The 9,547-nt window shown below is 55.6% G+C and carries 8 protein-coding genes and 1 pseudogene; 8 read left to right on the forward strand and 1 reads right to left on the reverse strand.

The window, feature by feature from the left end; translation table 11 throughout:
- The first annotated feature begins 258 nt into the window (after positions 1 to 258).
- From FYC77_RS19550 to FYC77_RS19580, 7 genes are all read left to right on the forward strand, one after another.
- Positions 259 to 1,179, forward strand: coding sequence for a DUF4330 family protein (locus FYC77_RS19550; RefSeq protein WP_149083173.1), 921 nt, complete (start codon positions 259 to 261; stop codon positions 1,177 to 1,179).
- Between the two features lie 43 nt (positions 1,180 to 1,222).
- On the forward strand, positions 1,223 to 1,945 hold the full coding sequence (locus tag FYC77_RS20820) for a hypothetical protein (protein ID WP_149083174.1): 723 nt from the start codon (positions 1,223 to 1,225) through the stop codon (positions 1,943 to 1,945).
- Complete coding sequence (locus FYC77_RS19560; protein ID WP_149083175.1) at positions 1,942 to 2,385, forward strand: VanZ family protein; 444 nt, start codon at positions 1,942 to 1,944, stop codon at positions 2,383 to 2,385. Before FYC77_RS20820 ends, FYC77_RS19560 begins: the two co-directional genes overlap by 4 nt.
- Before the next feature lie 440 nt (positions 2,386 to 2,825).
- Entirely contained in the window at positions 2,826 to 4,637 is a 1,812-nt protein-coding gene (locus tag FYC77_RS19565; RefSeq protein ID WP_149083176.1) for an ABC transporter ATP-binding protein, read from the forward strand.
- 284 nt (positions 4,638 to 4,921) lie between these two features.
- Positions 4,922 to 5,392: a ParB N-terminal domain-containing protein gene (locus tag FYC77_RS19570; protein ID WP_149083177.1), complete on the forward strand. Its 471-nt coding sequence runs from the start codon at positions 4,922 to 4,924 to the stop codon at positions 5,390 to 5,392.
- Positions 5,389 to 6,561, forward strand: a complete 1,173-nt coding sequence (locus FYC77_RS19575) for a glycosyltransferase (RefSeq protein WP_149083178.1) — start codon at positions 5,389 to 5,391, stop codon at positions 6,559 to 6,561. Before FYC77_RS19570 ends, FYC77_RS19575 begins: the two co-directional genes overlap by 4 nt.
- A 265-nt stretch (positions 6,562 to 6,826) precedes the next feature.
- Entirely contained in the window at positions 6,827 to 7,657 is an 831-nt protein-coding gene (locus FYC77_RS19580) for a hypothetical protein (RefSeq protein ID WP_149083179.1), read from the forward strand.
- Between the two features lie 343 nt (positions 7,658 to 8,000).
- Here the strand turns inward: FYC77_RS19580 and FYC77_RS19585 are convergent.
- Positions 8,001 to 8,147: pseudogene (locus FYC77_RS19585) on the reverse strand (ISH3 family transposase); the annotation flags it as partial.
- Positions 8,148 to 8,228: 81 nt separating this feature from the next.
- On the opposite strand from FYC77_RS19585, the gene FYC77_RS19590 reads away from it, so the two are divergent.
- Positions 8,229 to 9,386: an IS4 family transposase gene (locus FYC77_RS19590; RefSeq protein WP_149083180.1), complete on the forward strand. Its 1,158-nt coding sequence runs from the start codon at positions 8,229 to 8,231 to the stop codon at positions 9,384 to 9,386.
- The last annotated feature ends 161 nt before the right edge of the window (positions 9,387 to 9,547 follow it).

Raw genomic sequence — 9,547 nt, forward strand, 5'->3', positions numbered from 1 at the left:
TCTATCTCGCTGTCTGCTTGGCTAGGCTGCACACCTTCTCCAAGCAGGCACTTTCTCTAAATCGATGTGATCGACTGAGTCTGGAGCAGACGAGTGAAACGGGATATTACCGGCGATCGCGACGTGAACTTATTTACTGGCCTGTAGTGTGCACGGTGGCATGTCCACTGTCGCATCCTCGCACGCGTTGGACTCCCGACCGACACCGTCGACCGATTGCACGAACGAGCCGCGGTCACACCGTCTCTCGAGTAAACCATGTCGCTGATCGACGAGGACGGAAACCTCTTCGGGGTCGTCAACGTCGTCGACGCGCTCGCGATCGTCTTACTGGTCGCCGTCGTCGTCGCCGGCGTCGCCGTCGTCTCCGGCGGCGAAATGGGTGTCGACGTCGTCGCGGCGCTCGCGGGCACGCTGTTGCTCGTCGTCGTCGTCGCCGGCGTTGCAGTCGTCTCCGGCGACGCTACGACCGCCGAGACGCGATACGCGACCGTCGAACTCGGCGAGCAACCGGCCTACGTCGTCGACCGACTCGAGGCCGGCGACGTCGCGACGCTCGAGGACGGTGACGTCGCGACCGTCACGGACGTCCACGTCCCGCCCACCGCGCGCCCGGACGTGACGATCCGTGTCGAGCTCTCCGGCGTCCGCGAGGAGAACGGCCAACCGACGTTCCAGATCGACGACACCCCGCTCGTCCTGGGATGCGAGCTTCGACTCGATATGGGCGCCTACGCCGTCGCCGGCACCGTGACGGATCTGGATCCGGACGATCCGGACCTCCCGTTCGCGGAGACGGTGGCCGTCGCCGAGGTCACACTCCGGGACGTCTCCCCCGCCGTCGCCGACGAACTCGAGGCGGGGATGTCGGAGACGCGCCGCGGTGAGACCGTCGCGACGATCGAATCGATCGAGCGCGAGCCAGCGGCCGTCGTCCTCGAGACCGAAAACGGAGACGTTTCCCTCCAGGAACATCCACGGAACAGCGACGTGACCCTGGCCCTCGAGTTGCAGACAGTCGAGATCGACGACCGCGTCTACTTCCGAGACGATCGAATCGGGATCGGGAGTTCGATCGATCTCGACTTCGGGACGGTCGCCGTCGACGGCGAAGTCACTGGAATCGACTACTCCGAGGGCGTCCGTCCCGATCGAGCGGACGTCACGCAGGCTGAGTAGACCGCGATTACACAGCAGACCTCGATTACGCAAACTGACGCTCATGTTCGAACGTGTCCGCGAACGGTCGATCGTCCTCGGGATGTTGAGTACGCTTTACGCCCAGGCCCGAACGATAGTTCAGACACGCCGGTCGACGCGTCCGCTCCGCTCGAGGTGGCGATCACCCGAACTCGAGCGCGCGATCGCCGCCTCGAGGATCGTCGCGATCCTCTCTTTCGCTTCGGGGGTCGGGCGAACGATGCGACGGGTGGCGTCGGCGTCGACACTCGCCGAACTCGTTCGGATCGGTCGACGGTACGTCGAATCCTCCTTCATCTATCGCTGGTTTACGACCGAACCCGAACCGGAGGTGATCGTCATCGATCTCCGCGAGACGTGGACCGTCGGCCCCGTCATCTGGGTGGTCGATCTGGTTACCGGCGGACTCGAGACTGGCATGCGGACCTCGATCGTCGCCAAAGGTGTGGGTCGCCTCGCCTCGTCCGTTCGACGACGGCCAATTCGAGCCGCGAGTCTGGTCGTCCTGCTCGCCACGGTCGGTTCGCTGCTCGTCGTGATCGTGACGAACACCGCTTCGGAACAACTCGTTCTCGCGCACGTGGTCGTCGCTGCGTTCGCCGCGATCGGGCTACGGTCGCGCTCGAGTCTCGCGGAGTTACTCGAGACGAGGATTGTTCGAACGCTCGTCGCGGCGGTTGCGCCTCCGGAGCCACCAGAGGCGGTCGGAAACCACGACGGCGGTCGTGATGACGAGCACCGATGAAACTTCGTGTTCCACTCCTTCCACCGGCGATTCGGTGGGCAATCGTCGCCGTCGTCGCGGGCTTCATCTTCTACGCGTCGCTGCTGTCTCCACCACCGGAAACGGCCGTCGATACTGTCTCGCCGTGGTTCCTCCCGCTCGACAAGTGGCGTCACTTCGTCGCCTACGCGACACTTGGGTACGCGCTCGCGTACGCGATGAGCCACTGGAACGTTCGGCGATGGGCGGCGTTCGGCCTCGTGGTCGGAATAACGACCGCATACGGTGCGGGTATCGAAGTCGGTCAGTACTTCGTTCCGGCGCGGCAGTTCGATCCCGGTGACGTCGTCGCGAACGCCCTCGGTGCGACGCTCGTCGTGGTCTGGTTCGCCGTTCGGCCGCGGCTCGAACTGACGCCGGTCTCGGAGTGGGATTCAGGAGGGGAGTGGACTGATTCGTAGGGGATTAGTGAGGTGAGGAACTCGAGTTCGCCGATCGTCCGTGCGTTTGGTGTGTCCGTCGTGGGGGTTCTACGTGATCACCGTCCAGGGAACGGCGTATTTCGAGGGTGAACTGGACCCTGCAAAATCGGGGTAGACGAGTAAGAGTTCCGAGTCAATACCAGCGTACTGCCCACCGAGGTCTTACGTCCTCGTGAATAGTCCCTCGATAATGTACCGGATGTCAGACGGTATTCCTCAACTCAGGTCGGGTATCAGAGTTCTGGGGCTTACGCTCGTGTTCGACGTTCGCAGTAAAAGGCTATTGAGAAGTTACCGACCCTCGAGACGGGTTCCGATTGGAAGCGATAGGACGGATTACCCGCGAAAACGGAGACGGGTACTATATACCTGGTTCTGATACGGGCAGTGACGAATCGCACCGCCGCTCCTCTCTACACATGTCCGATACCGATGACGTCGACCTAGACCTGACGTGGCGCGAGAAAGGCCGAGCGCTCTATCGCGTCGCGAAATTCCAGCCGCGGTTCGCGGCAGCGGTGATCGTACTGAGCGTCGTCGCTGCCCTCCTCGAGGGAGTCGGCCTGAGCTTCATCATGCCGATCGTCGACGTCGCACAGGCCGATACGCCGCCCGAAGACGCCGACGGACTCCTCGGGATGTTCCTGCTGGCTTACCAGACGCTCGGGGTTCCCTTCACGCTCGGCTACCTGGTCGCCGGGGTCGCGGGCGTGATGACGGTTCGTTACACCACGTCGTTTCTGGTCGGCTGGTTCCGGGCCGCAATCGAGACGAAGTACGTCCGCCACCTGCAGGAGGAGTCGTTCGATCGGGCGCTCGAGGCGGAGATTTCGTACTTCGATCAGGAGGGTTCAGACGACATCCTGAACGCGATCGTGACTCAGGCCGAGTACGCGGGACGGGTGATCAAGTACTCGCTCCGGTCCGTCGAATACGGGTTCCTCGCGCTGATGTATCTCACGATAGCGCTGATACTCTCGCCGCTCCTTACCCTTCTAACGGCGGTGTTTCTCGGCGGAGTGACGCTTCTGTTCAGAAACGTCCTCACCACAGGATACTCCCTCGGCGACGAGGTGGCCGACGCGAAAGAGGGAATTCAGTCTCGAGCCCAGGCCGGAACGCAGGGAATCAGAGATGTGAAGCTGTTCGGAATGATCGACGAACTTCGTTCGGGATTCACCGAGTCAGCGGCACAGTTCGAGACCAACCGGATTAAAGTCGAACGTAACGACGCGGGCATTTCGAACTACTACCAGCTGATGACTGCTGTCGCCGTGTTTGCGCTTATTTATTTAGCGTTGACATTCTCGGCGATGAACCTTGGTCAACTCGGACTGTTCCTATTCGCGATGTTTCAGTTAGGACCGAAGATCAGCAAACTGAATAAGTACGTCTATCGTGTGGAAAGTGAACTTCCTCACCTCGTTCGGACACAGGAGTTCATCGACGAACTCGAGCGCAATCGCGAACGGGTCGACGTGTCACGAAGTGTGCCGGGCCAGATAAATCAGATCGAGTTTGACGACGTCTCGTTCAGTTACGAATCGAGCGACGAAACAGTACTCCACCAGGTATCGTTCGAGTTCGACCGCGACGATTTCGTCGCGTTCGTCGGACCGTCGGGTGCCGGTAAATCTACGATCGCCTCGCTGCTCGCGAGGATGTACGAGCCCGACAGCGGCGAAATTCGATCTGGCGGCCATCAGATCGACATGTTCGACATTCAAGAATGGCGATCTCGAGTCACCGTCGTCAGGCAGGACCCGCACGTGTTCAACGACAGCCTGCGACGGAACGTCACCGTCGGAAACCGCGATGCTACGCAATCGGCGGTCGAACGGGCATGCGAGATCGCCCAGGTAACCGAGTTCCTCGACGAGCTGCCGGACGGCTACGACACAGTTCTTGGCGATCAAGGAGTCAAACTCTCCGGCGGCCAGCGACAGCGAGTCGCCATCGCTCGCGCCCTGCTGAAGGACGCCGATCTGCTGATACTAGACGAAGCGACGAGCGATCTGGACACGTCGCTCGAGCAGCGGGTACACGACGGGATCGAATCGATGGATCGGGATTACGCGATGTTAGTAATTGCGCATCGACTCTCGACGGTCACGAACGCGGATCGGATTTACACGATGGAGGGTGGCAGGATTGTTGAGGCTGGTCCCCACGAAGAGCTGGTATCGAACTCGAGTACGTATTCATCGCTGTATTCATTGCAGTCACAATGATTCGCCGATCCCGGTTAACTCGAACTGAGTTGGGTCTAAAGAACCGCCTCGAGCGGACGGTCCGGAGGTACAGTGGCTACCTGCTGACGTGGATGCACTCCGGCAGAAGATACCGTGCCCCATTAAAACCGTATGATCTGATATGGGTGTCACCAACTTCGATTAACCGGTGTCCTGTCGATCCACCCTTGACCTTCCCCGTAATCCCATCGGCCGTCGTCGGTGGAAACTGGGATCGAGAGCTACGGTCGTTTCACGAGGACGTCGTTTTTCGGTCGTTCAAGATGGTGTTCAACGGAGGTGTTGACTGGGAACAAACGCCGTATTACAGCCGTATGAAAGACTGGGTTAGTCAAGATGGCTCGTACAAGGGAATGAAAGACACGGCGGAATTGGATCGTCGTTGTGAACAGCTAGAGAGACTGTACATGACGATCAAGCGCAATGGATATACGACTCAATGTCTCTTGACGGAGCAAAAAATTGGAGAGTTAGATAACGAGCCACATTTCCCGCTAGAACAAAAGGAAATTACGGTAGACGTTGCCCGTAATGGGGAGCTATTATGGTATGGTGGTGCACATCGATTATCGATTGCAAAACTTCTGGAACTGGAGTCTATTCCCGTCCGAATTCGAGTACGCCATAAAAGATGGCAACAGCTCCGTGATCGGGTTTTCGAAGGGCATGAAGAAGGGATAAATCATCCGGATCTGAAACCGGCGAATGCGACGACCAAGCACATACGAATATGACGAATGTGTATCGAACTATCGATCACTGTGAACAAGTTACCGAACCTCGAGCACACTTAAAAGGTCAGTTTCCAGCCCACATTTGTCTGTATCTTCCGTCACTCAGAGGAGGTGGCGCTGAGCGAGTTATGGTCCGACTCGCCAACGAGTTTGCGGACAGAGGATACACTGTGGATATTGTTCTGGTCGAGATGAGAGGAAAATACCTGGACGACGTTGCCGCCGACGTGAGAATAATTGACCTCGACACTCATCGGTTTCTCGCAGCAGTTCCCTCACTCGTCCGATACCTTTTATCCGCACGACCGGACGTACTGATGTCAACTATCGACACTGCCAATGTTGCGGCGATCATCGCCGAGAAACTCTCCAACAAAGACACTCGTATTATAATTCGCATATCCAATACTATGAGCGCTAAAGCGGAAGAATTGACCCATCCGAAACATCAGGTCGTACATCTAACAGCAAAACTCACGTACCCGCATTCCGATCACGTTATCGGTGTTTCGAAAGGAGTTACGAAAGACGTCGTGAAAGAGTTTGGTGTCGATCCCAGTCGGGCGTCGACGATATACAATCCGGTTGTGGACGAATCACTACTGGCTGCTCGAGAAGAACCCGTCGACCATCCCTGGTTTGGATCCGAGGCAGGTCGCGTTATCCTCGGCGTAGGCGAACTATCCGAGCAAAAGGGTTTTGATACGCTAATTCGGGCGTTCAGCGCAATGGACGAATATCCTAACTCACGGTTGGTCATATTAGGACAGGGAGACGACCGTGATTCACTCGTCCGGCTCGCAGAGAATCTCGGAGTGGCGAATCGAGTCGATATGCCGGGATTCGTCGCTAATCCGTATGCGTATATGTCCAAATGTGACGTGTTTGTTCTCTCCTCGAGGTGGGAGGGGTGTCCAAACGTACTCATTGAGGCGTTAGCGTGTGGTGCTCCAGTAGTTTCAACGAATTGTCCTAGTGGTCCTCGTGAAATACTAAAGAATGGCACGATTGGTTCTCTGGTTCCCGTTGATGATATAGAAGCGATGGCAAGAGAGATCACTAACTGTTTAAATAGCGCTTTGATAAGTCCCCGTCACGAGGAACGTGTACAAACATTCCGCTTAGACAAAGTAGCAGACAGATACATGGAGGTTTTTAATAATGAATGATGTTCATCTCACACATGACAAAAATTTTGGTGAGACAGTGTTTTGACGACATTTCGCTCGATTCCAGCATGATAATTTAATATATTTTGACATTGGGTCATAACGAGAAAGTACCATATAAAGACCAGATATTGTATGCCGGGAATACCAATGTAGCAGCATATTTGTTTATACACAGATGTTCCAAAACGTACTATTGTCGGCTTCCATTCGTATCGGTATTTTACTCAGAACTGCACTTCGGAGGATATACGATCGTCATCCCATGAGCAGAGCCGTTATAGATCGTACCTGGAACACATTCGAGATAATATTATTTGAGGCGTCTGTCCTATATAATACATGGAATTACAGAAACGAACGGGCATCAGTTGACCCATCACTGATCATTGAGTTTGATCCTGACGAAATCAAGAAGCTTTCATCCGGACGCTTTCATTGGATAACAGCTACAGGAACGATAAAATCTGGAGATTGGGATTTGAACTCTGAAATATTCATAGAAGGCCACAATCGGTGGATATCATTCAGGAGACACTATTATAATGGTAGACCCTGGAGTCAGACGACATTTTATAATAATAATGTGGAGAAAATAAATAGTAATGAAACAGCGAAGTTCGAGACAGTAGAAGCTTTAAATAGAAAGTGTAGTGAGATAGATAATATATTTAAACAAATTGAAGAAGAAGGTTATAAGCGTCAAATTGAATTGATTGAAGATGGGGAGACGGGATATATTGGTGATGGTGGTCTTGGATTCGGTTTAAACACCCACAAAAACATACTTAGACACGAAATCTCAGTAGATATCGCAAGAAATGGAGAGCCACTGCTGAATGAAGGACGCCATCGGATTACTATTGTTAAGTTGATTGGACTGTCAACTGTTCCAGTGAGGGTTGTTACGCGCCATAGTGAATGGCAATCACTCAGAAATAGGATCTGCCAAGAGATAGCGCATCGAGATAACACAGATCGAAATGAAATGGAAAGAATAGTTGGAGGCATAATAGATGAATACAACTATGATGTGGTGCTTGGCATAGAGCATCCTGATATACAAGCGTTATTAGAGCACAAGTTGTGTGATTAATGAATTCTATTTACTAAATTTATAACGAATTCAATTCTCCCTCTGATTCTATATGTGAATTTTTACTAAATAAATTATTTGCTTGATATCTGTGGTATCACACTTTGTTACCGTTCGACCGCACTATGTATCCAAGGCCCGACTGACGGGAACAAGGTTCAGTACCTCAAAAGTCGTCCTTGGCTAACTCGGTCTGAAGCCGCAATTCTGTCTTGCTGAGTCATGATCCACGGAGTTCGACTCTGAAATCGAGTGAAGCTGTGTAGATCTGTCGCTGTCGGCGGCGCTCAGCCGCCGACGCGACGGCGTTGCCACTCACGAACAGGGCAACCTCGGTCGGTGGTTACCGGTGGAACCGATCGTCCGGTGGCCGATTTGCGGGGACGGCCCGACGCACCGCGAAGGCCGTCCACGCTACCCGTCGGATCATGTTGATGAACTCCTTGAACGGCCAGGACCAGAGGCGACGCCCGCCACGGCGGGGCGTCGCTGGTATTAGGCACCACCTGTTATCGCTTAAGGATTCAGCGTAAACGGTAGTTGCAACTCTCGCCCGCGTACACGCGAAGACATGGATCGATGGCTTCGCCGTATCTGCCAGGAGCTGAACAATCTGATTCCTCCCCAGCCGGTGCGCGACCACAGTCGCGCCACCGGCCTCATTGAACGGAGCCGCCACATCAACCCGACGCCGTTTCTCTGGAGCTTCTTGGTCGGCACGACCGAGCCCGACGGCTCGGTCAGTGCCGCTCACGACTACTACAAGACGTTCACTGGCGACGATGTCGCCTACTCATCGATCCAGCAGTGGATCACTCCCGAGCTGACCAAGCTGCTCACTGACCTTGTCAACTACGTCAGCGTCGAACTCGGCAGAACCGAGTCCTCGCTTGGTGGGCGGTTCAGTCGCTTTCAGGATGTCTTCATCGCGGATGCGACTATCTGCACGCTTTCGCCGGAAGCGATCGACGCGTTCCCTGGCTATGGGAACGACCACGCTGGAGCGAAGCTCCACGTGGTCGAATCACTTGCTTCAGTCGCACCGTTCCTTGACTCTATCACGAGTGCTCGAACCCAGGAAACCACCCAGCTTGAGATTGATACCTGGGTTGAGGACTCGCTAACGTTGTTCGATCTCGGCTACCTTGACTACGATCGGTTAGGACGCATTGAGGACAACGACGGTTGGTTCATCTCCCGACTCAACGCCGACGCGAATCCACACGTTATCAAGGAACCGCGAACCGTGCGTGGTAACTCGATCAATCTGGAGGGCACGCACCTCCAAGAGGTGCTGCCCGACCTCTACCGGCAAACCATCGATGTCACGGCACGGGTCGGTGCGGATCAGGACGATCCGCACCTTCCATACGACCTCCGAGTCATCGGTGTTCGCCATGAGGGCGATGATGACGCTCCCGCTTATCGTGACGATGTCGAAGCCGACCACGAGTACCACCTTTACGCGACGAATCTCCCGAGAAATGGGTTCGCGCCGCGAGAAATCGCGGCGCTGTACAGTAACAGATGGAGTGTCGAAACGGTCATCCAAGAACTCAAAGAGGTGTTCGGGCTGGAGTTCATCCCGGTTCGTCGAGAAAGTGCAGTCAGATGTTTCCTGTTGGCGGGAGTGCTGATGCTATTACTGAGCCGGCATCTGTTGCGGCGGGGGGGGGGACGGGGCGGGCCCCCCCGCAAGGGGTTCCGTGGAGAGAAAAACCCCGGTTAAACCATGCGGGTTTCCGAAAACCCCCCGCGGGTCAGCGGGGGGTTTGTGGGGGGACCTGGCCCGCAAATTGGGCTTTTCGGGGGGCGCGGTGGGGGGGGGGCACTCTTCAAGGGGCCGGCGTGGGGGTCGCTGTTCGCTCTCGCGCGGTGATCCGCCTGGGG

This window comes from Natrialba swarupiae (assembly GCF_008245225.1).
Classification (GTDB): domain Archaea; phylum Halobacteriota; class Halobacteria; order Halobacteriales; family Natrialbaceae; genus Natrarchaeobius; species Natrarchaeobius swarupiae.